This is a genomic window from Pseudonocardia sp. DxW, assembly GCF_058448985.1.
Map to the genome: position 1 here is coordinate 19,532 of NZ_JBZFLK010000026.1, position 25,714 is coordinate 45,245.

Here is a 25,714-nt window from a genome sequence, read left to right on the forward strand (position 1 = left end):
GTCGATCCAGGATTCCTCCGTTCGTCGTGATCGGCTCGCCGCTCGTCGGAAATTCGGTGCGTGCCGCCCGCCCAGGGGCTGTTCGGGCGGTCCCGCGGCCCACCGAACGGTGCACCGTCCGTAGTATTCGGGGCGTGCTCGCGTGGTCCCGCAGCTGCGGAACCGGCGTTACCAGCAAGGGGTTGCTCCGCCCGGGTGATACCCGATGCGGTCGAGGTCACGTAACGCGAGCGTCGGCGGCGGAGATAAGCCGTATGCCCCCCGTTGTGGGGGCGACATGTTCCGGCGCCGTCGTCGCCGTCGGGCACAGAGAGCAAGCTCGCCATCCGCGTGCGCCCACTACCGATCGATTCGGGGGAGAGACCGGTGAACCAGCGCCCTGACCACGGACCACGCCGTCCGGGTGAACCGAGAGTGTCGGTGATCGTGCCGACCCGCAACGAGGCCCGCAACCTGGAGGTCGTGCTGCCGGCCATCGCCGCGGTGCGGCCCGCCGTGCACGAGGTGATCGTCGTCGACGGCAACTCGAAGGACGGCACCGTCGAGACCGCGCAGCGCGTGCTGCCCGGCGTGCGCATCGTGCGCCAGACCCGCAAGGGCAAGGGCAACGCGATGGCCTGCGGGTTCGCCGCCGCGACCGGCGACGTCGTGGTCATGTTCGACGCCGACGGCTCGGCCGATCCCCAGGAGATCCCGCGGTTCGTCCGGGCGCTGGTCGAGGGGGCCGACTTCGCCAAGGGCAGCCGCTTCACCAAGGGCGGCGGCAGCGACGACATCACGCTGCTGCGCAAGAGCGGCAACGCCGGGCTGAACCTGGTCGCGAACACGCTGTTCGGCACCCGCTACACCGACCTCTGCTACGGCTACAACGCGTTCTGGGCGGACATCCTGCCGGTGCTCGACCTGCCCGCGGTGGACATGCCGCCGCACCCGGACGGCGGGATGTACTGGGGCGACGGGTTCGAGATCGAGACCGTCCTGAACTGCCGGGTCGCCGCGGCCGGCTTCAGCATCACCGAGGTCCCCTCGGTGGAGCGGGAGCGGATGTTCGGCGAGACGAACCTGCGGACCTTCGCCGACGGCACCCGGGTGCTGCGCACGCTGGCCGCCGAGCGCCGCCGGGCCTCCCGGGAGGACCGGGCCACCGCGTCGGCCCCGGCCGCCGCCGTGGCGCCCGGCGCGGACCGCGGCACCCTCCCGGTGAACCGGACGGGCGGGATCAACCCGGCACCGTCCGTCTCCGGCAGCGGCCCGTCCGCCGCTCCGGCGGAGCGGCCGCGCCCGGCTCCGCGCCGTCCGGCGGGGGACGTGCCGGCCGTGCCGCCGTACCGGCCGCAACAGGCCTCGCAGCCCGTCGGGCACGACCGCCGTGGTCAGGAGGTCGGGAGCGCAGGCGCCGCCGCCGCGTCGCCCCGTGCCGCGACCGCGTCCGCCCAGGACGGGACCGGGCGTCCCGACCAGGGCGGCGTGCGGTACGCATGGGGCGAAGAGGCGTCCTGACCGACCCACCGCGACCCCCGGGGTCGCCGAGACAGCCACCGGCGCCCGTCCGATCGGACGGGCGCCGGTGATCGGAAGAAGGGGAGTACCGCGGTGAGCGTGCCGTCCGCAGCAGAGCTGACCCGGGCCAGGACCGCGCGTCGTTACGTGGCGATCCTGCTGGTGCTGGCCGGCGTCGTCGCGTGCGTGCTGAACCTGCTGGACGTCAGCGGGGGCGCGCTAGGTGAGTTCCGGCTGCTCGTCACCATCGGTTTCCTGCTGCTCGGCCCGGGCTGGGCCGCCGCGGGCTTCCTCCGCCGGGCCCCCGCGGCTCACGTGTGGTTGCTCACCCTCGGCGTCGGCACCGCGGTCACCCTGATCGGCGGCCAGCTCATGGTGAGCCTCGGGCTCTGGTACCCCGGCCTCGCCCTGTTCATCGTCACCCTGATCAGCGTCCCGTTCCTGCTCCGGCACGCGGTGGTCGCACAGTGAGCCAGGTCGGGCCGGCGCGCTCCCGCCGCGGTGCGGGCGCCCCCGGTCCCGGCCAGCCCCCCGGCCCGCAGGCGCCGGACGGCGACGGGACCCGGGCGCTGCCCGCCCGTCGTACCCGGTCCGGTGTCGACACCCGCGATCCCTACGCCGACCCGTCGACGGCCGCCCTGCCCCCGGCAGCACCGCCCACCGGCCGGCACGCCGACCGCGGTCCCGGGGCCGGCCCGGCGCCGGGACCGGAGACCGGGCCGGACGCGCCCACCCAGCGGCTGGAGATCGCGCACGCCCGCGTGCGCTCCCGCCAGCTCTCCGAGCAGCGCACCGAGTACCTGCCGGTGGTCGGCCTGCGCGGCCCGGGGGAGAACCCGCCCCCGCCACCCACCGACCGCACCGGCGGCCCGGGCGACGGCGGGGACGGGGACGGTCCCGGCGGCCACTCCCGCAACGGCGGCATCGGCGACGGCATCGCGCTGACCCTGTGCTCGGCGTTCGGCTCGGTCGCCGGCCTGCTCGGCGTGCTGATCGCGGCCCGGATCATGCCGCAGGCCGAGGTCGGCCGGGCATCGGAGTTCGTCTCCGCGTTCCAGCTGATCGGTGGGATCGCCCAGCTCAACCTGGGCCTGGGCCTGATGCGCTGGCTGCCCGGCGCCGGGCGCAAGTCGGTCCGGCTGACTTTCGGCGCGCTGCTGCTGATCATGCCGCTGTCCGGGCTGATCGGCCTGGTCTACGGCGTCATCGTGCCGCGGATCGCGGAGACCGCCGGCGGCGGCAGCATCGGGCTCGGCCTGCTCGTGCTGGTGCTCACCTGCGCCGGCTGGGGCGTGTTCGTCGTACACGACTTCGTGATGGTCGCGATCGGGAAACCGTGGGTCGCCGTCTGGCGCAACGGCACGTTCGCGGTCGTCCGGATCGTGCTGCTGCTCGCCCTCGGCGCCTCGCTGCACTCGCAGGCGATGGTGCTGTCCTGGGCGATCCCGGTGGTGCTCTGGGTGGCCGCGGGCACCGCGATGCTCTGGTACATGACCCGGCGCTTCGCCGCGGCCGGCGGGCCGGGAATCGTCCCGAGCCGGGCCGAGGCGATCGCCTTCCTTGCGCCGACCGCGCTCGCCCAGTGCGGCAACGCCCTGCTCTACAACCAGGTGCCGCTGTTCGCGAACATCCGGATGGGCAACGAGGTCGGCGCGGTCTTCTTCATCTGCTGGCAGGCGGTCACCGTGATCGACCTGGCGGCGACGTTCTTCACGAACTCGCTGGCCGTGCAGACCGCCCGCGAGCCGCACCGGGCCCAGGAGTTCGCCCGGCTCGCCCGGCGCCGGATGATCATCCTGTTCGTCCCGGTCCTCGGGCTCGGCGCCGCGCTCGGCTATCCGGTGCTCTCGCTGCTCGGCGAGGGCTACGCCGAGGGCGCCCCGGCGCTGGCCGTGCTGATGGTCGGCCTGCTGTTCCGGCTGATCGTCGTCTTCGAGCTGGCCCGCAGGCAGGCCGACGGCGACGGCATGGGCTACGCGAAGATCCAGCTCTTGAACACCGGCATGGTCGTCGTGTTCGCCGGACTGGTCCCGCTTCCTGAAGCGGGCACCGTATCCGTCAGCATGATGATGCTGCCGATGGTCCTGGGATACGTCGGTGCGCAGCTGCTGTGTGCCCTCGCGCTCAGATTCGTCCCGGCGTGGAACCGCCGGAGTACCTCGGAGGTGAAGTCGTGACGTCGGAGACCCGCCGGACGGGCGAACCCGACCCGTCCGCCCGGTCCCGGGGCGCCGGCGCCGAGGCGCCCGTGGCCGCGTCGGCCCGGTCCGTCGAGGCCAGCCCGAGCGAGCTAACCCAGTACCTGCGCGCACCCGGACCCGACTCGCCGACGACGGCGGTCCGCGGGCCGGTCCCGCGCCCCGCCGGCGACGGCCCGCCGCCCCCGCCGCCACCGGCGCCCGGCCCGGAACCGCTGTCGCCGCTGTGGGTGTGGGGCGCACCGGTGCTCGCGGTCCTCGCGGTGCTGATGCTGCCGCTGGCCGCGGCGACCACCGACCTCTCCGACATGGACGGCTGGGGCCTGGCTGCGGTGCTCAGCCCGTTCGGCTGGGTCGCCGTCGTGCTGGCGGTGGCCTGCTGCGTGGTCGAGCTGTGGTCGCCCCGGCCGCGGATCCCGATGCTCGGCGCGGCCACCGCCGTGCTCATCCTGTGCACGACCGGGATGCCGTCGGTCGTCCAGCCGCAGGCCCGGTTCACCACCGCCTGGCTGATCTCCGGCTTCGTCGACGCGGTCGCCGGCAACGGCGTGCCGCCGACCGGCGTGGACGCCCGGTTCTACTGGCCCGCGTTCTTCGCCCAGTGGGCCTGGTTCCGGGACGCCGCGGGCGCCGACCAGCTCGACGTCATCCTGCGCTGGTACCCCCCGGCGGTCGTCGCGGTGTGGGCGATCGGCGTCTACGCGCTCGCCCGCTCGATGCTCGGTGGCACCCGCGCACCGTGGGTCGCGGCCTGGCTGTTCGTCGGGCTGAACTGGATCGAGCAGGACTACTTCTCGCCGCAGGCCACTGCGATCGTGCTGCTGCTGACCGTGCTGACCTTCGCACTCGGCCCGCTGGCGACCCGCCGGGTCGACAACGCGGGCACGACGCCCTGGCCCCGGCCGCACCGGGGGGCGACCCCGCTGCCCCGGTGGCGGCGCTGGCTGATCAGCGCGATGACGCCGCCGAACGCACCGACGCTGCCCGCCCGCCAGCTGCTGCTGATCTACTTCTGCGCGTCGCTGTGCCTGATCGCGCTGGCCCCGACGCACCAGCTCACCCCGTTCGCGATCATCGGCCAGCTGGTGGCGCTCGCGATCGTCGGCCGGTTCCGCGGCCGCGGCCTGGTGCTCGTCGCCACGTTCGCGGTGATCGTGTTCGTGCTGATCTCCGCCCGGGACTTCTGGCTCACCCAGATCACGATGATCACCGGTGCGTCCGGCGACGCCGGCGCGATCGAGGCCGGCTTCTTCGAGCGGCTGCAGGGCGACCAGGGCCAGCTGGCGGTCAAGCTGCTGCGGGCGATCATGCCGGGCCTGACCTGGCTGCTCGCGATCGCCGGTGCCTGGGTGTACTGGAAGCGACGCCGCGACCTGGTGCCGATCGCGCTGGCCGGCATCCCGATGGCGATGGCCGTCGTGCAGAGCTACGGCGGCGAGCTGCTGTTCCGGGTCATCCTCTTCGGCCTGCCGATCCTGACGATCCTGTCGGTGGACGCGCTGCGCGCGTTTGCCAGGGTGGACCGCAGGCGCGAGTACGGGCTCGTGGCGGGCATGGTGCTGCTGTTCCCGCTGCTGATCCTGATCCGCGGCGGCAACGACGCCTATCTCGACGTCACCACCGAGGACGTCCAGATGACCCGGCAGGCCTACGCCGAGGCGGCACCCGGCTCGACGGTGCAACCGCTGTCGACGGTCGGCCCGTACGCGCTGGAGGGCGTCGGGGAGCACAACAACATGGCCTCCGGCGGGGACGGTTGCGCGATCCTGGCCGCCGATCCGTTCCGCTGCATCGACCTGGTGCAGCCGGACACGCTGCTGTTCTACCAGTCGATCGAGAAGCAGGGCACCGTGCTGAACGAGGAGCCGGAGGGCTGGACGCTGGCGATCCGCGAGCAGCTGATCGCGTCCGGCCAGTACCGCGCGACCTACGAGAACGGCTTCAACGCGATCCTGGTCCGGAACGAGCCGGCCCCGCTGCCGGGCGCCCCCGGGCCCGCGCCGGCGCCCGCACCGGGCGCGGAGGAGGTGCCCGCACCGTGAACGGATTCGTCCTGACCTGGATCGCGTTCGGCGTGATGCTGGCCCTGTTCGCCGCGCGCGCCTGGGTGGTCGAGACCAACCGCGGCCGGTTGACCACGGCCGGGTCCGCGCAGCGCGGCCTGACCGCGGCGGTGGCCGGGTCGGTGGTCGTGCTGGTCGTGCTGCTGGGCCTCAACGGCGGCGTGACGCTGATCGACCTGCTGGTCAACGGGGAGGCCGAGCTGACCGCGCCGGCGGACGCGGCGACCGGCGGGGCGGGGCCGGGCGAGGCCCCGGTCGATCCGGCGGCCCCGGCCCCGGCGGACCCGGTCGATCCGGCCCCGGTGGACCCGCCGCCCGCACCCTGACCGTTCTGACCACCCGGACCACCGATGACGCGGGGCCCGGTGCCGATCGGCACCGGGCCCCGCGTCATCGGTACGGACCGGTCAGCCGCTGAAGCCGATCGCGACGTACTTGGTCTCCAGGAACTCGTCGATCCCGACGTTGCCGCCCTCGCGGCCCAGCCCGGACTGCTTCACCCCGCCGAACGGGGCGGCCGGGTTGGACACCAGCCCGGTGTTCAGCCCGATCATGCCGCTCTCCAGGTTCTCGGCGATCCGCAGCGCCCGGTTCAGGTCCCGGGTGTAGACGTAGTTGACCAGGCCGAACTCGGTCGCGTTGGCCGCGTCGAGCGCCTCGGTCTCGCTGTCCACCACGGTGATCGGCGCGACCGGGCCGAAGATCTCCTCGTGATTGAGCCGGGAGTCCGCCGGGACGTCGGTGAGCACGGTCGGCGGGTAGAAGTAACCCGGGCCGTCGTGCGCGGTGCCGCCGATGGCGATGCTCGCACCGTTCGCGACCGCGTCGGCGACCAGGTCGGTGACCTTGTCCCGGCCCTTGGCGTCGATCAGCGGGCCGACGTTCACGCCCTCCTCGGTGCCCCGGCCGACCTTCAGTGCGCCCATCCGCTCGGCCAGCTTCGCGGTGAACTCCTCGACGACGCCGCGCTGCACGTAGAAGCGGTTCGCGGCGGTGCACGCCTCGCCCATGTTCCGCATCTTGGCGACCATCGCGCCCTCGATCGCGGCGTCCACGTCGGCGTCGTCGAGCACGATGAACGATGCGTTCCCGCCGAGCTCCAGCGAGCTGCGCAGCACCTTGTCCGCGGCCTGCTCCAGGAGCTTCTTCCCGACCGGCGTCGAGCCGGTGAAGGAGATCTTGCGGGCCCGCCCGTCCCGGATGATCGGCTCGATCACCGCGCCGGCGTCGGTCGCGTTGATGACGTTCAGGGCACCGCCGGGGAGTCCGGCGTCGGCGAGCACCTGGGCGAACGCCAGCATGGTCAGCGGCGTCTGCGGCGCGGGCTTGATGACCGACGCGCAGCCGGCGGCGATCGCCGGCGCGATCTTGCGGGTGCCCATCGCGAGCGGGAAGTTCCACGGCGTCACGAACACGCACACGCCGACCGGCTGGCGGATCGTCAGGAACCGGGTCTGCCCGTTCGGCGCGACCTGGTAGCCGCCGTCGATCCGGACGGCCTCCTCGGCGAACCAGCGCAGGAACTCCGAGGCGTAGACCACCTCGCCCTTCGCCTCGGCGAGCGGCTTGCCCATCTCCAGCGTCATCAGCATGGCCAGGTCGTCGACCCGCTCGTGCAGCAGCTGGTAGGCGCGGTAGAGGATCTCGCTGCGCTGCCGCGGCGGGAGCGCGGCGATGCCGGGCTGCGCGGCGTGCGCGGCCGCGAGTGCGTCCATCCCGTCGGCCGGGGAGGCGTCGGCGACCTCGGTGAGCGCCTCGCCGGTGGCCGGGTCCTCGACCGTCGTGGTGGCCCCGTTCTCCGCCGGTCGCCACGCCCCGCCGATGAAGAGCCCGGTCGGGACGGCCTCCAGGACCTTGCGCTCGTCAGCATTGGTGGTCATGGCCGCAACGTACCCCGGTGAGCCGCCCCATAGACAGGCGCGGCGGGATGGCCGGAGGGCCATGATGATCCGGTGGCAGGAGCATCGACGACGCTGACCCGGTTACCCGAACTCGTCCCCGGACCGGTCGACCTACCGGAGAGCCTGGCGGAGCTGCGGGCCGACGTCCGGGAGTTCCTGGCCGCCGAGCGGGCGGCCGGGGCGTGGACCCCGCGGGCCGACGTGTGGCTCTCCGGCTGGGACGAGGGATTTTCGCGACGGCTGGGTGAGCGCGGCTGGCTGGGGATGACCATCCCGCCGGAGTACGGCGGGCACGGCCGCGGCGCGCTGGAGCGCTACGTGGTCACCGAGGAGCTGCTGGCGGCCGGCGCGCCGGTCGCCGCGCACTGGATCGCCGACCGGCAGATCGGGCCGTCGCTGCTGCGGCACGGCACCGAGGAGCAGCGCCGGGCGTTCCTGCCCGGCATCGCCCGCGGCGAGATCTACTTCGGGATCGGGATGTCCGAACCGGACTCCGGGTCGGACCTGGCGTCGGTGCGCACCCGGGCGACCCGGGTGGACGGCGGCTGGGAGCTGTCCGGCACGAAGGTGTGGACCTCCGGCGCTCACCACGCGCACGCCTTCTTCGCGCTGGTCCGCACCGAGCCCCGGGACGACGCGCACCGGCACGCCGGGCTGTCCCAGTTCCTCGTCGAGCTGGACCGGCCCGGCGTCGAGATCCGGCCGATCCCGCTGCTCACCGGCGCGCACCACTTCAACGAGGTCGTCTTCGACAAGGTCTTCATCCCGGACTCGCGGGTGTTCGGCGAGCTGGGCAACGGCTGGGCCCAGGTGACCGGTGAGCTCGCGTTCGAGCGGTCCGGCCCGGAGCGGTTCCTGTCGACCTATCCGCTGCTCGCCGCGCTGGTCGGCGAGCTGACCGCGGGCGGCGCGGTGGACCCGGGCACCCGGCGCCGGATCGGCTCGCTGGTCTCCCGGGTGTGGACGCTGCGCGGGATGTCGCTGGCCGTCGCCGGGGCGCTGGAGTCCGGCGCCGCGCCGGAGCTGGCCGCCGCCCTGGTGAAGGACCTCGGCACCCGCTTCGAGAACGAGATCGTCGACGCCGCCCGGCTGCTGGTGGACATCCCACCGGACCCGGGCGCGGAGAGCGGGTTCGCCCGGCTGCTCGCCGACGCCGTGCTGCACGCCCCCGGCTTCACGCTGCGCGGCGGTACCAACGAGGTCCTGCGCGGCATCGTCGCGCGGGGGATGGGACTGCGCTGATGGCCCGCAACGCCGAGCTGGCCGAGCTCGCCGAGTCGATCTTCGCTGCGTCCTACGACAAGGACGCCACCGGTCTGGACGCCGCCGCCTGGAAGGCCTGCGCCGAGTCAGGGCTGACCACCCTCACCGATCCCGAGGTCGGCGGCACCCTGGAGGACTCGGCGGTGCTGCTGGAGGCGGCCGGCGCCTGGGCGGCCCGGGTGCCGCTCGCCGAGACCGACCTGCTCGGCGGCTGGCTGGCCCGGGCGGCCGGCCTGGCGGTGCCGGACGGGCCGTCGGTCGCGGTGACCGGATCGGTCGCCGGGGACGGTCCGGGCGCCGTCTCGGCGGAGCTGCACCGGGTGCCGTGGGGCCGGTCGCTGGCCGCCGTCGTCGTGCTCGACGGCGACCGGGTGCTGGTGCTCGACACCGCGGGCGCCGCCGTCACCGAGGGCGCCAACGTCGCCGAGGAGCCCCGGGACACGCTGCGCTTCACCGGCGTCACGCCGGTCGCCGCCGCGGCCGCACCGGCCGGTGCGGCCGCCGAGCTGGAGCTGCGGGCCGCGCTCGGCCGGTCGCTGCTGCTGGCCGGGGCGGCCCGCGGGGCGCTGGCCCGGTCGATCGGCTACGCGGGGGAGCGGCAGCAGTTCGGCCGCCCGATCGCGCGCTTCCAGGCCGTCCAGCAGATGCTCGCCGAGGGGGGCTCGGAGGTCGCCGCGGCCGCGGCCGCCTCCGCCGCGGCGGCCCGGACCGGGCGGACCGCCGGCTTCGGCGACCCGGCGACGGAGTTCGCGGTCGCCGCCGCCAAGGCCCGTTGCGGGGAGGCGGCGACCGCCGTCGCCCGGATCGCGCACCAGGTGCACGGCGCGATCGGCTTCACCCGCGAGCACGACCTGCGGCTGGTCACCACCCGGTTGTGGGCCTGGCGGGACGAGGACGGCAACGAGTCCCGGTGGAACGACCGGGTCGGCGAGCTGGCCCTGCAGGCGGGCGCCGACGGCCTGTGGCCGCTGGTGACCGGGCGGCCCTGACCCGGGTCAGGCCGTCCCGAGCTTGCGGAAGTCCCAGCTGGTGATCTTCTCCGGGCGGAGCCGGAGCCAGGCGTGCCGGCCGTCGGCCACGACGTGGCCGCCGGTGTAGCGGTCGGCGAACGCCTGCTCCACCCGCTCCAGCTCCGGATGCGGCTCGCCGGTGCGCGGCACCTCGCCGACCACCTCGACCGAGCCGCGCAGCTCCACGCCGCGCAGCTCGCCGTAGTCGTGCCCGGCGTCGACGACGGCCGCGATCCGCGGATCGGCCATCAGGTCGGTCCAGCGCTGGGACCTCGACAGCGACGTCAGCCACAGCGCATCGCCGTCCCACAGGTACCAGAGCGGGGTGGCGTGCGGCCCGTTCGTGCCGTTCGTCGCCACCCGGCAGGTCCGCTGCTCCTGCAGGAACGCGGTGACCTCCTCCGGGGACATCGCGATCTTCCGGGCGCGGCGCTGCTGCTTCGGTGCGGTCACGGGTCCCAACCTACGGTGGGGCAGCATCACGGCGTGCTCTCACCCGGACTGCAGGCGGTGCTCGCCGGGCACCATCCGACGCCGTACCTCGCGCTGGATCCCGCCGTCGCGCGGGACCGCCTCCGCACGCTGCGCGCCGCGTTCGGCGACGCCGCGATCCTCTACGCGGTCAAGGCGTGCCCGGAGCCCGCCGTGCTGCGCGCGCTGGTCGCCGAGGGGGCCGGCTTCGACGTCGCCTCCCAGCAGGAGATCGAGCTGTGCCTGGCCGCCGGCGCCGATCCGGCGGTCCTGCAGCACGGCAACCCGGTCCGCGGCCCCGGCGCGGCGGCCCGCGCCGCCGCCGCCGGGATCCGCCGGTTCGTCACCGACAGCGCCGAGGACGTCGACGCGCTCGCCGCCGAGGTGCCCGGCGCCCGGGTGCAGGTCCGGCTGATCGTCGACGACAGCGGATCGGCGACGCCGTTCCACGGCAAGTTCGGGGCGCTCCCCGGCGAGGCCGTCGCGCTGCTGCACCGGATCCGCGAGCGGGGGCTGGTGGCCGCCGGGGTCACCTTCCACGCCGGGTCCCAGCAGACCCGGCCGCAGACCTACGCGCACGCGATCGGGACGGCGCTGACCGTCGCCGGGCGGGCCGGGCTGCGCCGTCCCGAGCTGGACCTGGGCGGCGGCTGGCCGGTCGCCTACCGGTCCGCGGTCCCCGGCCCGGAGGTGTTCGCGGCGGCGGTCCGCGCCGCGGTGGCCGCCGCGGTCGCCGCGGGCCGGGTCGACGACGTCACCCTGCTGCTGGAGCCCGGCCGGGCGCTGGCGGCACCGGCCGGGGTGCTGCGGACGACCGTGCTGCGGGTGTCCCGGCGGCCGGGCGTCGACCACCGCCGCTGGGTCTATCTCGACGTCGGCCGCTACCAGGGGCTCGCCGAGACCGAGGGGGAGGCGCTCGCCTACCCGGTCCGGGCGCCGGACCGCTCCGGGCCGCCGGGACCGGCCGTGCTGGCCGGGCCGACCTGCGACGGCGACGACGTGATCTACCGGCGGACCCCGGTCGCGCTGCCGATGGACCTGGCCGCGGGCGACGTGCTGGACCTGCTCGGCACTGGGGCGTACACCTCCAGCTACGCCTCCGTCGGGTTCAACGGGTTCGGCCCGCTCCGGGTGGTCGTGGCCGGCCGGGAGCCCGGCACGCCATGAGGCACGCCACCACCCGGCGCGCGGAGGGGGCATCGGCCGGGCATGGCGGTTAGCGTGTCCGGACGTGTCACTCTCCACCTCGCTGACCCCGCCCGTGCCGTCCATCCCGGCCGGGGAGCTCCATCCGAGCGCCGTCCTCGACGGCTCCGGCGATCCCGCGCTGCCGAGCACGGCCTCCCCGGTGGGCAGGCACGTGCTGGCCGAGCTGGGCGGGATCGACCCGTCCGTGCTCGACGACGTCGACCGGCTCCGCACCGACCTGGCCGCCGCGCTGACCGAGTCCGGCGCCCAGGTCCGGCAGATCGTCACCGAGCGGTTCGAGCCGCAGGGCGCGACCGTGGTCGCGGTGCTGGCCGAGTCGCACGCCTCCATCCACACCTGGCCGGAGCACGGCGGCATGCACGTCGACGTGTTCACCTGCGGCGAGAGCGCCGATCCGGTCGCGGCCGTGCAGCGGCTGGCCGAGCGGGTCGGCGCCGGGGACACCGCGCTGCAGGTCGTCGACCGGGGCGGGGCGCCGCGCACCGTCACCGAGCCGATCGCCGAGGGCCTGACCCGGCGCTGGGAGCTCGGCCGGGTGCACCACGTCGCGGACACCGGGTTCCAGAAGGTCGTGGTCGCCCAGACGGCGCAGGGCGTCACCCTGTTCTGCGACGACGAGCGGCAGTCCACCGAGCACACCCAGCTCACCTACCACGAGGCGCTGTTCTGGCCGGGTGCGCTGCTCGCCCGGAAGCTGGAGCGGGTGCTGGTCGTCGGCTCCTCGGAGGGGGTCGCCTCCGAGCTCGCGGTCGCCGCAGGCGCGACCCGGGTCGATCACGTCGACATCGACACCGAGGCGGTCCGGATCTGCGCCGAGCACCTGCCCTACGGCTATACCCCGGAGAGCCTGGCCGCGGCCGAGCGCGGGGACGGCCCGGTGCACCTGACCTACGGTGACGGCCGCCGGTTCGTCCTCGACTCCACCGAGCAGTGGGACCTGATCCTGGTCGACCTGCCCGACGAGCGGCCCGACGAGCCGGACGCGCAGATCAACCGGCTCTACGAGGAGTCGTTCGTGCAGGCCTGCGCGGACCGGCTCGCCGAGGGCGGCGTGCTGGTGTTCCAGGCGGGCAGCCCGGCGGTGTGGCGGGACGCGACCCTGCGGTCGGCCTGGCAGCGCTTCCACGCGGTGTTCGGGGCGACCGGCGGCCGCGGCGTCTACATCGGCTGCGAGGAGCACGAGTGGGCGTTCCTGGCCGGGGTCCGGGAGCCGATGGCCGATCCGGGCGGGACCGCCGCGGCCCGGCTGGCGCAGCTGCCGGCCCGTCCCGAGCTGTGGGACGAGGTGTCGCTGCGGCACCGGCTGGTCGCACCGCTCGCGCTGCGCCGGGCCACCGGCTGAAACCCCGGTGACGGTGCGTGACGGTGCTGGGTCGCACCGCCCGTCACGCACCGCCGATCGGGTCGTAACCGCCGGTGGCCGGGGTCGTTGGTCGGGTCAGGACCGGTGATCGTCGCCGGTCGCCGCCCGACCGGAGGTCCCAGAGCCCGTGCGCCGTCCCCGTCCCGCCCGGTGGCTCGCCGTCGCGAGCATGACCCTGCTGACCACGGCGGGCATGAGCGCCCTCGCTCCGGCCCAGGCCGACGCGCCGACGACGTTCGCCGAGACGACGCTGTCCGCGCGCAACCTCGACAGCGCGCCGATCGGCCGCTACGTCGCGCTGGGCGACTCCTACGCGGCGGGGCCGCTGGTGCCGGTGCAGTCCGGGCAGCCGGCCGGCTGCCTGCGCTCCAGCCGGAACTACCCGGCGGTGCTGGCCCGTTCGGCGGGCTTCACGAACTTCACCGACGTCTCCTGCAGCGGTGCGACGACCGAGGACATGACCGGCCCGCAGGCCGTCCGGCCCGGCCCGAACCCGCCGCAGCTCGACGCGCTGGACGGCACCGAGTCGCTGGTCACGCTGACCATCGGCGGCAACGACATCGGCTTCGCCTCGATCATCACCGAGTGCACGACCCGGTCGTCGGCGAACCTGCTCGGCGCCGCCTGCAAGGACTTCTTCACCGCGGGCGGCGAGGACGAGCTGGCGGAGCGGATCGACGACGCCGCGGGCAAGGTGGAGGACGTCCTCGCCGAGATCCGGGAGCGGTCCCCCGCGGCGCGGGTCGCGCTGGTCGGGTACCCGTCGATCCTGCCGGACACCGGTCCCGGCTGCTATCCGGTCGCGCCGTTCAGCGCGGGCGACACCGCATACCTGCGGGACACCCAGAAGGCGCTGAACGCGATGCTGGCCGAGCAGGCCGCGGACGCCGGCGTCGACTACGTCGACACCTACACGCCGACCATCGGGCACGACATCTGCCAGCTGCCGGGTGTGAAGTGGGTGGAGGGCCTGGTCCCGACCTCGCCGGCCGCACCGGTGCACCCGAACTCGCAGGGCATGCGGGCGATGGCCGCGGCGACCGGCGCCGTGATCGGCGTTCCGGTGGCCGAGCCGGTGGCCGAGCCGGTGCCTGCGGAGGCCGCGGCGACCACGAACGGGTGATCGTTTCACCCCGGCGCCGTGCCGTCGGGGTGCGTGCCAGACTCGCCGCGTGAGGACGTGGTGGGGTGAGCTGAGGTCGTGGGCGGCCGCCGTCGATCCGGGGCGGACCCGGTTGCACATGGCGGCGGTCGCGACCGCCGCGATGATCGTCGCCGCGCTCGCCGCGGAGGTGCTGCGCGCGTTCACCGGCCGCCCGGTGACGACCCTGCTGTTCGCCGTCGTGCTGGCGATGGTCAGCAACCTGGCGGTCAACGAGCCGACCCTGGCCCGGCGCCGGGTCACCACCGCCCTGATGGCCCTGCCGGCCGCCGGATCGGCGACGCTGGCGGTGCTGCTCAGCCCGTTGCCGGTGATCGGCGACGTGGTGTTCGTGCTCGTGATGGTCGTCGCCGTCGCGGTGCGCCGGTACGGGCCGCGCGGCACCGTGCTCGGCATGGCCGCGTTCATGCCGTACTTCTTCGTGCTGTTCCTGCAGGCGGTCCCGGCCGACCTGCCGTTCCTGCTCTCCGGTGTGGTGATCGGGATCGGCAGCACGTTCCTGCTGCGCTGCGTGCTGTTCACCCGGCGGGTGGAGAACGTGATCGACGCGCTGGTGCGCGCCTTCGAGGCCCGGCTGCACGCCCTGCTGCTCGCCGCGGCGGAGGTGCTCCGGGCGGCGCCCGCCGAGGCCGACCTGCGGCCGCTGCTGCGCGCCCAGGCCCGGCTCAACGAGACCGCGCTGCTGGTCGCGGACCGGCTCGACGAGGCCGACGACGACCCGATGGCGCACCCGCCGGGACGGCTGCCCGGCGGCGCCCGCCCCGGTGGCCCGGAGGGCGCCGAGACCGAGCTGGCCGCGCTGCGCCAGTGGATCGTGGACTCGGAGCTGGCCGCCGAGCGGGTCGCGATGTCGGTGCGGCGCTCCGTCGAGCACCACGACCCGATCTCGGAGGACGACCGGGAGGCGCTGGTCACCGGCGTCCGCGGGCTGGCCGCGGCGACCGCCGTCGGGACGCCGCGGCCGATGGTGGCGAGCCTCTACCGCACCGCGCGGGACGCGGTCGCCGCGATCGCGCAGCGCCCGGCCGGGACCGGTGGGGCCGCCCGCGAGCAGCGGATCGCGTTCGCGGTGGGCCGGCTGGCGGACGCGATGCAGACCACCGTCGAGCAGACGCAGCGCCGGATCGCCGAGCGCCGGGGGGACGGGGACCGGGCCGGCGCGGCGGCACCGGACGACCAGGACGTTCCGGAGGTTCAGGATGTTCCGGACGGGGCGGATGCGCGGGACGACGTGGCCGGGCCGGACGGTGCGGCCCGGGGCGGCGGGCCCGGGCTCTACACCCGGCAGGCACTGCAGGTCGGCGTGGCGACCAGCCTGGCGATCGTCGTCGGCGAGGCGATCTCGCCGGACCGCTGGTACTGGGCGGTGATCGCGGCGTTCATCGTGTTCGTCGGCGCGGTCAGCCGCGGCGACGTGCTCAGCCGGGGCTGGGCCCGCGCGGTCGGGACCACCGGCGGCGTGGTCGCCGGGATGCTGCTCGCGCTGCTGGTCGGCGGGAACGTGGCCGTCAGCCTGGTCCTGCTGTTCGTCTGCGTGTTCCTCGCGCTGTACCTGGTGCGGGTGTCCCAGGTGATGATGGCGTTCTGGATCACCGCGGTGCTCGCCCTGCTCTACGGCCTGATCGGCCAGTTCAGCGTGCAGACGATGGTGCTGCGGGTCGAGGAGACCGTCGTCGGCGGCGCGCTCGGGATGCTCGCCGCCTACCTGGTGCTGCCGACCCGGTCCCGGACGGCGTTCGCCGAGGCCCTGGACGCCGCGCTGACCGCGGTGGCGGAGTCGCTGCGGGTCTCGGTGGACCGGGCGCTGGGCCGGCCCGGCGCCGGGGACCCGCTGGAGAAGGCCCGCGCGGTGGACACCGCGGTGGCCGACGTCCGCGAGCGGGCCCGGCCGCTGGAGCACCCGATCTCCCGCCGGCCGCTGCGCCGCGGGGTGCACCACACGGTGCGGGTGATCGGCGCGCTGGACCACTACACCCGGCTGCTCGCCGCGCAGGCCGCCACCGCACACGTGCCGGGCTGGGCGGCCACCCTGGAGCCGGCGACCGCGCGGGTGCTGGACAACCTGGACGGGCTGCGCCGGATCCTGAACGACGGCTGGGGCCCGACGGACCGCCGCGAGCTCGGCCCGGGCGCCGGGCCCGACGACTATGGCGTGCACTCGGCGGAGGACCTGATCGACGCCGCCGAGGCCGACGCGGCGTCGAGCGCTGCTTCCGGCCCCGGTGCCGCCGCGGTACCCGCGCCCGCCGGCGGCTCGGCCCTGCCCGGGCTCGCCGGCCCCGCGGACACCGCGGGCTGGGACACCGACGGCGCCTCGCCGGGGGACCGGCGCCGCCGGCTCGCCGCGGCCCGGCTGCTCCGCCGGATCGACCAGCTCGCCGTCGGGCTGGCCCGGGAGCTGTGCGGCGGCGAGTGGTCCGAGCCCGCCCCGGCCCGGGTTAGGCTCCGGCCGTGATCACCGTGAACACCGCCGACGGCGTCGGACTGATCGAGCTGCACCGTCCCGACCGCCGCAACGCCCTCGACATCGCGACCTGCCGGCAGCTGGTGGAGGCGACCGAGCGGGTCCGGGCGGACGGCGCCCGCGCGGTCGTCGTCGCGGGGGAGGGGCCCGCGTTCTGCTCCGGCGCCGACTTCGGCGAGGTCTACGGCGAGGAGTTCCTGGAGGCGCTCTACGGCGCGCTGCACGCCGTCGCCGATCTCCCGGTGCCGGTGGTCGCCGCCGTGACCGGTCCGGCGATCGGCGCCGGCCTGCAGCTCGCGCTCGCCTGCGACCTGCGGGTGGCGGCGCCCGGGGCGGTGTTCGCGCTGCCCACGGCGCGGCTCGGGCTGGCCGTCGATCCGTGGACGATCGAGCGGCTGGTGCAGATCGCCGGCGGCGGCACCGCGCGCAGCCTGCTGCTGGCCTGCGCGACCGTGGACGCGGCGACGGCGCACGCCCGCGGGCTCGCCGACACCCTCGGCGACCGGGACGCCGCGCTCGCGCTGGCCGCCGACATCGCGACGATGGCCCCGCTGACGCTGGCGTACAACAAGCGCACCGCGAACGCCTTCGGCCGGGGCGGCCAGACCTCCGGCGACGTCGTCGCCGATCTGCAGGCCGAGTTCGACGCCTGCTGGTCGGCCGCCGACATCGCCGAGGGCCGGGCGGCGCGGCTGGAGAAGCGCGCCCCGGTGTTCCAGGGACGCTGATCCGGCCGCCCGGTGCCGGGTGACTGCCGCTCGGCCGAATGTTGCCGAGTGAACGACCGTCCGTCGCCCTCCCGGTACCGCCGAACGGACCAGCCAGACCGGCTCGGCCACTCCAAGATCAGCTTCGACTACTCTCCGGGGTCAGTTGACTGCGCTGGGCGGCGGGGTCCGGCGGTCCCGACAGGAGGATCCGAGGAATGCAGCGAGGCACCCGGCGTATCCGGTGGACCGGAGCGCCCGCCGCCGTGCTCGCGCTGCTCGCGCTGGTCGGCGCGGTGACCACCGGCGTCGCCGTCGCCGAACCGGACCCGCAGGCGGAGGCCAGGGCGCAGACCGCGACCGGCCCGCTGGTCGCCGGGACCCCGTGCACGTCGTCCGCACGGGCCTGCGTGCAGCTCTCCACCCGGCAGACCTGGCTGATCGAGAACGGCCGGATCGCCTTCGGGCCGGTCCCGATGCGCCCGGGCGACGCCCGGGACCCCACCCCCCGCGGCACCTTCGGCGTGCAGTGGAAGGCCGAGAAGTGGACCAGCCGCGAGCACCTCACGCAGATGCCGTACTCGGTGTTCTTCGCCGAGGGCGGGGTGGCGTTCCACCAGGGCGCGATGGACACGCCGTCGGCGGGCTGCGTCAAGCTCGACGAGGCGAACGCCCGGCACTACTTCGACACCCTGCAGGTCGGAGACCAGGTGCAGGTGCACTGACGGCTGCTCACCGGGACACGGGCGGGCCCGTCCGGCCCCGGTGCCGGACACCCCGCCGCTTGCCGCGGCACTGCCCCGGGTCGACTTCGCCGATGCCCACGCCGTCCCGGCCCGCCCGGGGCTGCCGGTCGATCCCCAGGTCTGGGCGGACGCGCTGTCCGGGACCCGCCGGTCTGGGGCACCGGACTGCTGGGGCCTGCGCGAGAGCCTGGTCGGTCTGGTCGGCATCGCGCGCGGTGGCGCCGGGTCGTTCGACACCGTCGCGCGCACCGGGGACGAGGTGCTGCTGGGCACCGACGAGCGGCACCTGGACTTCCGGGCGTCGGTGCTGCGCGAGGACGGCCGGGTGGTGGTCACGACCGTCGTCACCCTGCACGGCGCCCGCGGACGCACCTACTTCGCGCTCGTCCGCCTGCTGCATCCGACCGTCGTGCGGGCGGTGCTGGGCCGGGCCGCCTACCGCCTCGCGCTGGGTGAGCGCCATGTGACCCGGATGTGACGATCATCGAGGAGCCGTTCTACGCACGGTAGAACGGATCGCGTACGATGGTCGTCGTGACGAGTCTGGGGGAGCTGGAGCGGGCGGTCATGAACGTCCTGTGGGCGGCGGACAGGGACATGACGGCACGTGAGGTGCAGGATCAGCTCGCGGATCGCGACCTGGCGACGACCACGGTGCTGACCGTGCTGGGGCGGCTGGAGCGCAAGCAGCTCGTGCACCGCATCCGGGACGGCCGGGCGCACCACTACCGCCCCGTCGCCAGCCGCGAGGACCACGTGGCCGAGCTGATGAGCGACGCGCTGGACGACGCCTCCGACCGCGGGGCGGCCCTCGCCCGCTTCCTCGGTTCGATGTCCGAGGAGGAGCGGTCCCGGCTCAGGGACCTGCTGGACTGACCCGGTCAGGGGCTGTGACCTCGTGAAACGGGGGGGTCGTTCAGCGAGATCGCGCCCCCTCGGCCACGATGTGACGCGATGGAGCTGACCGCGCTGGGACTCGGCCTGCTCGGCCTGGCACTCGCCGAGCCGGCCAGCCGCATGCTCGCGTGCGCCCGCTGGCCCGCGCGCGACCCGGTCGGGGCGCTGCTGCTGTGGCAGGCGGTCGGCCTCGGCGGCGGCATCTCGCTGTTCGGCGCCGGACTGGCCTACGGCCTCGCGCCGCTCGGCGACAGCCTGCCCGCCGCGGTCTCGGTGCTGGCCGGCGATCTCGCCGCCGGCGACTTCCCGGCGGCGCTCGATCCGCTGCACGTCGGTGCCCTGCTGATCGCGCTCGGCGTGCTCGCCCGGCTGCTGTCGGTCCTGGTGATCACCACCGTGCGCACCCTGCGGGCCCGCCGCAGGCACCGCGACCTGCTCGACGTGCTCGCCACGCCGTGGCCGTTCGCGTCCGGTACCCGGGTGCTCGACCATCCCGTCCCGGTGGCGTACTGCCTGCCGGGCCGCAGCTCCCGGCTGGTCGTGTCGGCGGGCGTGCTGGACGCCCTGGACACCGCCGGGGTGGTCGCCGTCCTCGCCCACGAGCGGGCCCACCTGCGGGAACGGCACGACCTGGTGGTCCTCCCGTTCGTCGCCTGGGGGGCCACGGCGCCGTTCGTCCGCGGGATGGTCGCCGCGCAGCTGGCCGTCGCCCGGCTGATCGAGATGCGGGCCGACGACGTCGCCCGCCGGCTGTGCGACCCGACCGAGCTGGCCACCGCGCTGAAGGCGGTCGGCGGATCGGCCCCGGCCGCCGCGCTGTCGTCGTTCACCGACGCGCTGGAGGCGCGGATCGAGCGGATCACCGCGCCACCCGCGCCGCTGCCCGCCGCCGTGCACTGGCTGGTCCGCGTGGTCGCCGTCGCGCTCGTGGCGCTGCCCCTCTGGGCCCTGCTCGTCCCCTGACGGCGGTGCGTTCCGGCCGTACGCTGACCGCCATGAGCACCGGGGACACTTCGGACACCGCGGGGCCGGACACGGCCGGGTTCGAGGCCCGCGCCCGCGCGCTGGCCGATCTGGGCGTGGTCGGCGTGACCATCGGCTGGCCGGACAACAACGGCGTGCTGCGCTCCCGGACGGTGCCGGTCGAGGCACTGCCCGACGCGGCCACCCGCGGGATCGGGGTCACCACCCTGTTCGCGGTGTTCGACACCCGCGACGGCATCGTGTTCGGCCCGCCCGGCCTGGAGACCCCCGCCGGTGACGTGCGGCTGGTCCCGGCCGCGGGCCCCGAGGGCGTCGTCCCGCTGGCCGGGCGGCCCGGCCTGGCCTGGAGCCCCGGCCGCGTCGTCACCGCCGACGGCGGTCCCTGGCCGTACGACCAGCGCGGCGTCCTGGAACGGAAGGTCGCCGCGGCCGGCGAGGCCGGCCTGTCGGTGCTCGCCGGGTACGAGATCGAGTTCGCCCTCTACCGCGACGACGACCACGAGCCGCCGGTCCCGGCCGTCACCGGTCCGGCCTACGGGCCGGACGTGCTGATCGGGCTGGACGGCTTCGTCACCCGGCTGCTCGCCGACCTGCGCGACAACGGCGTCCCGGTCGGCCAGCTGCACGCCGAGTACGGTCCCGCCCAGCTGGAGCTGAGCATCGCCGCCGCCGATCCGCTGACCGCGGCCGACCGGCAGCTGCTGGCCCGCCAGACCATCCACGCCGCCGCGCTCGCGCACGGCTACCGGGCGAGCTTCGCGCCGCTGCCCTCGACCGGCTCCGCCGGCAACGGCTGGCACCTGCACACCTCGGTCGCCCGCGACGGCGTCAACCTGCTCTCCGGCGGCGACGGGCCTGCCGGATCGACCGCGGACGGTGCGGCCTGGCTGGCCGGGCTGCTGCGCGACATCGACGCGGTGGCCGCGGTGACCGCGCCGGGCGTCCCGTCGGTGTTGCGGCGCAGGCCCGGGCACTTCGCGGCCGCCTACGGGTTCTGGGGCATCGAGAACCGGGAGGCGGCGCTGCGCATGGTGCCGGCCACCGGCCTGCTCGGGGCCGGGCACGCGAACGTCGAGCTGAAGCCGTCGGACGCCGCCGCCAACCCCTACCTGGCGCTGGCCGTGGTGATCGGCGCCGGACTGGCGGGGATCGCGGACCGCCCGGAGCTGCCGGAGCCGATCCAGGAGGATCCGGGCACCTGGACCGCCGAGCAGCGCGCCGCGCGCGGCGTGACCGCGCTGCCCACCACCCCGGCCGCGCAGGCCGAGGCGCTGCGCGCGAACCCGCGGATCTCCGCGGTGCTGGGCGAGCACGTGGGCGCCGCGTTCCGGACGGTGCGGGCCTCGGACGCCGCGTTCGCCGACGGCAGGTCCGTCGAGGACGTGCTGGCCGCCTTCCGGTACCGGTACTGACGGCGACGATGGCGTTCGTCCCCTTCACCGGCGTCGACGCGCTGCTCGCCGAGCACGCCGCCGCCCTGCCCCAGCCCGACCAGCTGTGCGGGCCGTTCGCGGCCCGGCTGGCCGTCGTCGCGCTGACCGGCCGGTCCCGCACCGCGGCGCCGGTCCCGGACGTCACGGAGTTCGCGCGCGTCGCCGGATCGGCGATCTGGCCGCACGAGGTGCCCGGCGCGCGGCCGCCGGGGGCGCCGCCGCGCACGGACCTGTGGTCCGGGCTCGACCGCGCCGCCGACGAGCGGTCCGCGGGCACCTCGGCGGCCGGCGTCGGCAAGGCCGTCGAGGAGCTGTCCGGCGGCGCGCTCGCCGCGGTCCCGGCGGCCGGCACCTGGACACCGGACCGGCTGCGCGTGCTGCTCGACGGGCTCACCGGGGTGCCGGTGCTGCCGGTGGCGAACCTCGACACCGCGCGGCTCGCCTCGTCGCACGTCCCCCCGGAGGTCCTCGACGCCTGCCTCGCGACCGGTGAGGACGACGCGCTGCCGGGCGCGGACTGGTCGGCCGGGCACTTCGTGGTGCTCTACGGCCGGGAGGACGGCCCCGGCGGGACGCTGCTGGCCGTCGCCGACAGCTACCCGCAGCTGGGCGAGAGCGGCCGGCACCGGCAGCCGCTGCCCCGGGTCGCGGCGGCGCTGGCCCGGGAACGGCGGCACACCGGGGGACTGGTGCTGGTCACCGCGGCCGGGCACCGGGAGACCGCGGGCGTCGCGGTCCGGGCGGCCGGCCTGGAGGTGGAGTGGTGGGACAACGGCACCCCGCGGGGCCCCCGGACACCGCGCTGAGGCCGGCACCTCGGTGACCCCGGTCACCTGCCGATCGCGGTGGCGCCCCCGGAGCCGGTCGATGGCGCGCTGCGGGTCGCAACCGGGCGTAGCGTGGAATCCGTGCCCGTCACACCACCTGACCTTCCCCGCACCGCCGGCGCGCTGCGCGCGTCCGGCCACGAACTGCGGGCCGTGAAGCACGAGATCCGAGACAACCTCCTGGCGGCCCTGCGCGCGGGCCGCGATCCCTGGCCCGGCATCGTCGGGTTCGGCGACACCGTCGTCCCGCAGCTGGAGCGGGCCCTGATCGCCGGTCACGACCTCGTCCTGCTGGGCGAGCGCGGCCAGGGCAAGACCCGCCTGCTGCGCGCGATCGGCAACCTGCTCGACGCGTGGACGCCGGTGATCGACGGCTCCGAGATCGGCGAGCATCCCTACGAGCCGATCACCCCGGCGTCGATCCGGCGCGCCGCCGAGCTCGGCGACGAGCTGCCGGTCGGCTGGGTGCACCGCAGCCACCGCTACACCGAGAAGCTGGCCACCCCGGACACCGCGGTCGCCGACCTGATCGGCGACGTCGATCCGGTCAAGGTCGCCGAGGGCCGCTCGCTCGGGGACCCGGAGACCATCCACTTCGGGCTCGTCCCGCGGGCCCACCGCGGCATCGTGGCCATCAACGAGCTGCCCGACCTGGCCGAACGCATCCAGGTCGCGCTGCTCAACGTGATGGAGGAGCGCGACATCCAGGTCCGCGGCTACACGCTGCGGCTGCCGCTGGACGTGCTGCTCGTCGCGAGCGCCAATCCGGAGGACTACACCAACCGCGGGCGGATCATCACCCCGCTCAAGGACCGGTTCGGCGCCGAGGTCCGCACCCACTACCCGCTCGAGCTGGCCCCGGAGATCGACCTGGTCCTGCAGGAGGCGGTGCTCGCCGCCGAGGTGCCGCGGCACCTCGTCGAGGTCGTCGCCCGGTTCACCCGGCTGCTGCGCGACTCGTCGGCGATCGACCAGGGCTCCGGGGTGTCCGCCCGGTTCGCGGTGGCCGCCGCGGAGACCGTCGGCGCCGCGGCGCTGCGCCGGGCCGCGCTGGTCGGCGAGGAGCGGGCCTACGCCCGTCCGGTCGACCTGGAGTCGGTGCCCGCGGTGCTGCGCGGCAAGCTGGAGTTCGCGGCCGGCGAGGAGGGCCGCGAGGACGACGTGCTGGAGCACCTGCTGCGCCGGGCGACGGCCGACACCGCCCGGTTCGCGCTGCGCGGCGTCGATCTCGACGAGCTGGCGGTCGAGGTCTCCACCCGGCCGGTGCGCACCGGCGAGCGGGTCCCGGCCCGCGACGTCGTCGCCGCGCTCCCGCAGGTCGAGGCGCTCACCGAGATCGCGGCCCGGCTCGGCGCCGCAGGCACCGAGGACCCGGGCCCGATGGCGTCCGCGGCCGAGCTGGCGCTGGAACACCTGTTCCTGACCCGCAAGCTGGCGAAGGACACCACCGACGACGGGGACACGGTGTCCTATGGCTGATCCGCGGCGGTCCCGGCGGCGCTGGGCGTACGGGCCGTACACCGGCGGCCCGGACCCGCTCGCCCCGCCGTACGACATCCGGTCCGCGATGGACCGGATCGGCCGCGACGTGATGGAGGGCTCGTCCCCGCGGCAGGCGCTGCAGGAGCTGCTGCGGCGCGGCCTGGACGGCAACCGCGGCCTGGACGAGCTGTCCCGCCGGGTCTGGGAGCGGCGCCGCGAGCTGCAGCGCGACAACCGGGTCGACGGCACCCTGGCGGAGGTGCGCGAGCTGCTGGACCGCGCGCTGGGCGCCGAGCAGGAGTCGCTGCGCAACGAGGACTCCGACGACGCCCGGTTCCGCGAGATGCAGCTCGACGCGCTGCCGTCGGACACCGGCGGTGCGGTCCGGGAGCTCTCCGGGTACGACTGGCGCTCCGCCGACGCCCGCGAGGCGTACCAGGAGATCCGCGACCTGCTCGGCCGGGAGCTGCTCGACCAGCGGTTCGAGGGCATGAAGCAGGCCATGCAGAGTGCGACGCCGGAGGACGTCGAGCGGATCAACGCGATGCTCGACGACCTCAACGGGCTGCTGGAGCAGCATGCCCGCGGCGAGGACACCACCGAGCGGTTCGCCGAGTTCATGCGCGAGCACGGGCAGCACTTCCCGGAGAACCCGCGCAACACCGAGGAGCTGATCGACGCGCTCGCCGCCCGGTCGGCGGCCGCCCAGCGGATGCTGAACTCGATGTCCGCCGAGCAGCGCGCCGAGCTCGCCGAGCTCGCCCAGCAGGCGTTCGGCGATCCGCGGCTCGCGCAGTCGCTGTCCCGGCTCGACGCCCAGCTGCAGGGCCTGCGCCCCGGCGAGGACTGGACCGGGCGCGGCGAGTTCCGCGGCGACAACCCGATGGGGATGGGCGAGGCCACCCGGGCGCTGGAGGAGCTGGGGAAGCTCGACGCGCTGGCCGAGCAGCTGGCGCAGAGCTACCCGGGCGCGCGGATGGAGGACATCGATCTCGACGCGCTCACCGAGATGCTCGGCCCGGAGGCGGCCGCCGACGCCCGCACGCTCGCCGAGCTGGAACGCGAGCTGCAGCGCCAGGACCTGTTCCGCCGGGCCGCCGACGGCTCGCTGATGCTCTCGCCGAAGGCGCTGCGCACACTCGGCCAGTCCGTGCTGCGCGACGTCGCGGACCGGATCTCCGGCCGGCAGGGTGCCCGGGAGACCCGCCGGGCCGGCGCCGCGGGGGAGGCCACCGGCGCGACCCGGCCGTGGGCGTTCGGCGACACCGAGGCGTGGTCGGTGCCGCGCACCCTGCTCAACGCCCAGCTGCGCCGCGCCGGCGGCGACGACCGGCGGCTCGACGTGTCCGACGTCGAGATCGTCGAGACCGAGCAGCGCACCCGGGCCGCGGTCACCCTGCTGGTCGACACGTCGTGGTCGATGGTCGCCGAGGGCCGGTGGGTGCCGATGAAGCGCACCGCGCTGGCCCTGCACCAGCTGATCTCCACCCGGTTCCGGGGCGACGACCTGACGCTGATCACGTTCGGCAGGCACGCACGGACCGTCGACCTGGCCGAGCTGGTCGGGATGGAGGGCGTGTACCGGCAGGGCACCAACCTGCACCACGCGCTGCTGCTCGCCCGGGAGCGGCTGGCCCGGCAACCGGATGCCACGCCGGTGGTGCTCGTCGTCACCGACGGCGGGCCGACCGCGCACCTGGAGTCCGACGGCGAGGCGTTCTTCGACTACCCGCCGAGCCCGTACACGCTGCGCGCGACCGTCGACGGTCTGGACCGCCTGATCGGGATGGACGCCCGGTTCACCTTCTTCGTGCTCGGCGACGATCCCGGTCTCGCCGCCTTCACCGACCGGCTGGCCCGGCGCGCCGGTGGCCGGGTCGTGCATCCGGACCTGGACGGCCTCGGCGCGGAGGTGGTCTCGGACTACCTGCGGCGACGCACCGGCTGACCGGGCGTTGCGAGGCGGTCCCGCCGGGATACAGCTACCGCGCCGGAGTTCGCACGGGTTCGTCGCGTTCGCACGGGATCGGATCC

General features: G+C 75.3%; 22 protein-coding genes. 20 read left to right on the forward strand and 2 right to left on the reverse strand.

What is annotated here, in order from left to right:
• Window positions 1–420 precede the first annotated feature (420 nt).
• From ACVJO7_RS29150 to ACVJO7_RS29170, 5 genes are all read left to right on the forward strand, one after another.
• Window positions 421–1,500: a glycosyltransferase family 2 protein gene (locus ACVJO7_RS29150; protein WP_491675582.1), complete on the forward strand. Its 1,080-nt coding sequence runs from the start codon at window positions 421–423 to the stop codon at window positions 1,498–1,500.
• A gap of 93 nt (window positions 1,501–1,593) precedes the next feature.
• Entirely contained in the window at window positions 1,594–1,971 is a 378-nt protein-coding gene (locus ACVJO7_RS29155; RefSeq protein WP_491675583.1) for a hypothetical protein, read from the forward strand.
• Window positions 1,968–3,677 carry a lipopolysaccharide biosynthesis protein gene (locus ACVJO7_RS29160; protein ID WP_491675584.1) on the forward strand — a complete coding sequence of 570 codons (1,710 nt, stop codon included), beginning with the start codon at window positions 1,968–1,970 and terminating at the stop codon, window positions 3,675–3,677. The genes ACVJO7_RS29155 and ACVJO7_RS29160 overlap by 4 nt, the downstream gene beginning before the upstream one ends.
• Window positions 3,674–5,740 carry a hypothetical protein gene (locus ACVJO7_RS29165; protein ID WP_491675585.1) on the forward strand — a complete coding sequence of 689 codons (2,067 nt, stop codon included), beginning with the start codon at window positions 3,674–3,676 and terminating at the stop codon, window positions 5,738–5,740. The genes ACVJO7_RS29160 and ACVJO7_RS29165 overlap by 4 nt, the downstream gene beginning before the upstream one ends.
• Window positions 5,737–6,087, forward strand: a complete 351-nt coding sequence (locus tag ACVJO7_RS29170; RefSeq protein WP_344017434.1) for a hypothetical protein — start codon at window positions 5,737–5,739, stop codon at window positions 6,085–6,087. Before ACVJO7_RS29165 ends, ACVJO7_RS29170 begins: the two co-directional genes overlap by 4 nt.
• Window positions 6,088–6,168: 81 nt before the next feature.
• Here the strand turns inward: ACVJO7_RS29170 and ACVJO7_RS29175 are convergent, their stop codons facing one another.
• Window positions 6,169–7,641, reverse strand: a complete 1,473-nt coding sequence (locus ACVJO7_RS29175; RefSeq protein WP_491675586.1) for an NAD-dependent succinate-semialdehyde dehydrogenase — start codon at window positions 7,639–7,641, stop codon at window positions 6,169–6,171.
• Between the two features lie 72 nt (window positions 7,642–7,713).
• Between ACVJO7_RS29175 and ACVJO7_RS29180 the strand changes: the two genes are divergently transcribed.
• Together ACVJO7_RS29180 and ACVJO7_RS29185 are read left to right on the forward strand one after the other, a co-directional pair.
• A complete protein-coding gene (locus ACVJO7_RS29180) occupies window positions 7,714–8,904 on the forward strand; it encodes an acyl-CoA dehydrogenase family protein (protein ID WP_491675587.1) in 1,191 nt (396 codons plus the stop codon).
• The gene (locus tag ACVJO7_RS29185) at window positions 8,904–9,914 is read left to right on the forward strand and encodes an acyl-CoA dehydrogenase family protein (RefSeq protein ID WP_491675588.1); all 1,011 of its coding nucleotides are present in this window, start codon (window positions 8,904–8,906) and stop codon (window positions 9,912–9,914) included. Before ACVJO7_RS29180 ends, ACVJO7_RS29185 begins: the two co-directional genes overlap by 1 nt.
• Before the next feature lie 6 nt (window positions 9,915–9,920).
• On the opposite strand, the gene ACVJO7_RS29190 is transcribed toward ACVJO7_RS29185, so the two are convergent.
• Window positions 9,921–10,388, reverse strand: a complete 468-nt coding sequence (locus ACVJO7_RS29190; RefSeq protein WP_491675589.1) for a pyridoxamine 5'-phosphate oxidase family protein — start codon at window positions 10,386–10,388, stop codon at window positions 9,921–9,923.
• 33 nt (window positions 10,389–10,421) lie between these two features.
• Here ACVJO7_RS29190 and ACVJO7_RS29195 point away from each other — a divergent pair, with 33 nt between their 5' ends.
• From ACVJO7_RS29195 to ACVJO7_RS29255, 13 genes are all read left to right on the forward strand, one after another.
• Window positions 10,422–11,573 (forward strand): type III PLP-dependent enzyme domain-containing protein, encoded by a 1,152-nt coding sequence (locus tag ACVJO7_RS29195; RefSeq protein ID WP_491675590.1) that lies wholly within the window; start codon window positions 10,422–10,424, stop codon window positions 11,571–11,573.
• 64 nt (window positions 11,574–11,637) lie between these two features.
• Complete coding sequence (speD, locus tag ACVJO7_RS29200; RefSeq protein WP_491675591.1) at window positions 11,638–12,957, forward strand: adenosylmethionine decarboxylase; 1,320 nt, start codon at window positions 11,638–11,640, stop codon at window positions 12,955–12,957.
• A 190-nt stretch (window positions 12,958–13,147) separates the two neighbouring features.
• Complete coding sequence (locus ACVJO7_RS29205) at window positions 13,148–14,101, forward strand: SGNH/GDSL hydrolase family protein (protein WP_344017441.1); 954 nt, start codon at window positions 13,148–13,150, stop codon at window positions 14,099–14,101.
• Window positions 14,102–14,150: 49 nt separating this feature from the next.
• On the forward strand, window positions 14,151–16,595 hold the full coding sequence (locus ACVJO7_RS29210) for an FUSC family protein (protein ID WP_491675592.1): 2,445 nt from the start codon (window positions 14,151–14,153) through the stop codon (window positions 16,593–16,595).
• Complete coding sequence (locus ACVJO7_RS29215) at window positions 16,592–17,332, forward strand: enoyl-CoA hydratase (RefSeq protein WP_344017445.1); 741 nt, start codon at window positions 16,592–16,594, stop codon at window positions 17,330–17,332. Before ACVJO7_RS29210 ends, ACVJO7_RS29215 begins: the two co-directional genes overlap by 4 nt.
• Window positions 17,333–17,529: 197 nt before the next feature.
• Window positions 17,530–18,036, forward strand: coding sequence for a L,D-transpeptidase (locus ACVJO7_RS29220; RefSeq protein ID WP_344017446.1), 507 nt, complete (start codon window positions 17,530–17,532; stop codon window positions 18,034–18,036).
• Between the two features lie 40 nt (window positions 18,037–18,076).
• On the forward strand, window positions 18,077–18,535 hold the full coding sequence (locus tag ACVJO7_RS29225; protein ID WP_491675593.1) for a DUF2867 domain-containing protein: 459 nt from the start codon (window positions 18,077–18,079) through the stop codon (window positions 18,533–18,535).
• Between the two features lie 56 nt (window positions 18,536–18,591).
• Complete coding sequence (locus tag ACVJO7_RS29230; protein WP_085912347.1) at window positions 18,592–18,933, forward strand: BlaI/MecI/CopY family transcriptional regulator; 342 nt, start codon at window positions 18,592–18,594, stop codon at window positions 18,931–18,933.
• A 78-nt stretch (window positions 18,934–19,011) separates the two neighbouring features.
• Window positions 19,012–19,917 carry a M56 family metallopeptidase gene (locus tag ACVJO7_RS29235; protein ID WP_344017449.1) on the forward strand — a complete coding sequence of 302 codons (906 nt, stop codon included), beginning with the start codon at window positions 19,012–19,014 and terminating at the stop codon, window positions 19,915–19,917.
• A gap of 32 nt (window positions 19,918–19,949) precedes the next feature.
• Entirely contained in the window at window positions 19,950–21,350 is a 1,401-nt protein-coding gene (locus ACVJO7_RS29240; protein WP_491675594.1) for a type I glutamate--ammonia ligase, read from the forward strand.
• 8 nt (window positions 21,351–21,358) lie between these two features.
• On the forward strand, window positions 21,359–22,177 hold the full coding sequence (locus ACVJO7_RS29245; protein WP_491675595.1) for a DUF6885 family protein: 819 nt from the start codon (window positions 21,359–21,361) through the stop codon (window positions 22,175–22,177).
• Between the two features lie 102 nt (window positions 22,178–22,279).
• On the forward strand, window positions 22,280–23,677 hold the full coding sequence (locus tag ACVJO7_RS29250) for an ATP-binding protein (protein ID WP_491675596.1): 1,398 nt from the start codon (window positions 22,280–22,282) through the stop codon (window positions 23,675–23,677).
• Window positions 23,670–25,628, forward strand: coding sequence for a vWA domain-containing protein (locus ACVJO7_RS29255; protein ID WP_491675597.1), 1,959 nt, complete (start codon window positions 23,670–23,672; stop codon window positions 25,626–25,628). The genes ACVJO7_RS29250 and ACVJO7_RS29255 overlap by 8 nt, the downstream gene beginning before the upstream one ends.
• The last annotated feature ends 86 nt before the right edge of the window (window positions 25,629–25,714 follow it).

Bases quoted from the DNA above. Each gene is read 5' to 3' on its own strand.
- ACVJO7_RS29175 (WP_491675586.1), bottom strand. From the start codon at position 7,641: ATGACCACCAATGCTGACGAGCGCAAGGTCCTGGAGGCCGTCCCGACC.
- ACVJO7_RS29185 (WP_491675588.1), top strand. From the start codon at position 8,904: ATGGCCCGCAACGCCGAGCTGGCCGAGCTCGCCGAGTCGATCTTCGCT.
- ACVJO7_RS29255 (WP_491675597.1), top strand. From the start codon at position 23,670: ATGGCTGATCCGCGGCGGTCCCGGCGGCGCTGGGCGTACGGGCCGTAC.
- ACVJO7_RS29205 (WP_344017441.1), top strand. From the start codon at position 13,148: ATGACCCTGCTGACCACGGCGGGCATGAGCGCCCTCGCTCCGGCCCAG.
- ACVJO7_RS29240 (WP_491675594.1), top strand. From the start codon at position 19,950: ATGAGCACCGGGGACACTTCGGACACCGCGGGGCCGGACACGGCCGGG.
- ACVJO7_RS29220 (WP_344017446.1), top strand. From the start codon at position 17,530: ATGCAGCGAGGCACCCGGCGTATCCGGTGGACCGGAGCGCCCGCCGCC.
- ACVJO7_RS29245 (WP_491675595.1), top strand. From the start codon at position 21,359: ATGGCGTTCGTCCCCTTCACCGGCGTCGACGCGCTGCTCGCCGAGCAC.
- ACVJO7_RS29235 (WP_344017449.1), top strand. From the start codon at position 19,012: ATGGAGCTGACCGCGCTGGGACTCGGCCTGCTCGGCCTGGCACTCGCC.